The following is a 305-nucleotide window of genomic DNA, read 5'->3' on the forward strand; positions in this document are numbered from 1 at the left end:
TGGCCATGAACCCCTTCTGCGAAATTGCCGTGGAAGAGGCCGTGCGCCTGAAAGAGAAGGGTGTGGCGACCGAAGTGGTGGCTGTGACCGTGGGTCCCAAGGCCGCCCAAGAGCAGTTGCGCACCGCGCTGGCGCTGGGCGCGGATCGCGCTATCCACATTGAAACCGATGAGCGCGCCGAATCGCTGGCGGTCGCCAAGCTGCTGGCCAAAGTCGTGGACGAAGAGCAGCCCGGCCTGGTCATTCTGGGCAAGCAGGCCATCGACACCGACAATAACCAGACCGGCCAGATGCTCGCCGCGCTG

The 305-nt window shown here is 64.6% G+C and carries 1 pseudogene; it reads left to right on the plus strand.

Annotated elements, in window-relative coordinates:
* Window positions 1–305: pseudogene (locus ACUN8H_RS18770) on the plus strand (electron transfer flavoprotein subunit beta/FixA family protein); the annotation flags it as partial.

The organism is Vreelandella sp. V005, from assembly GCF_052645115.1.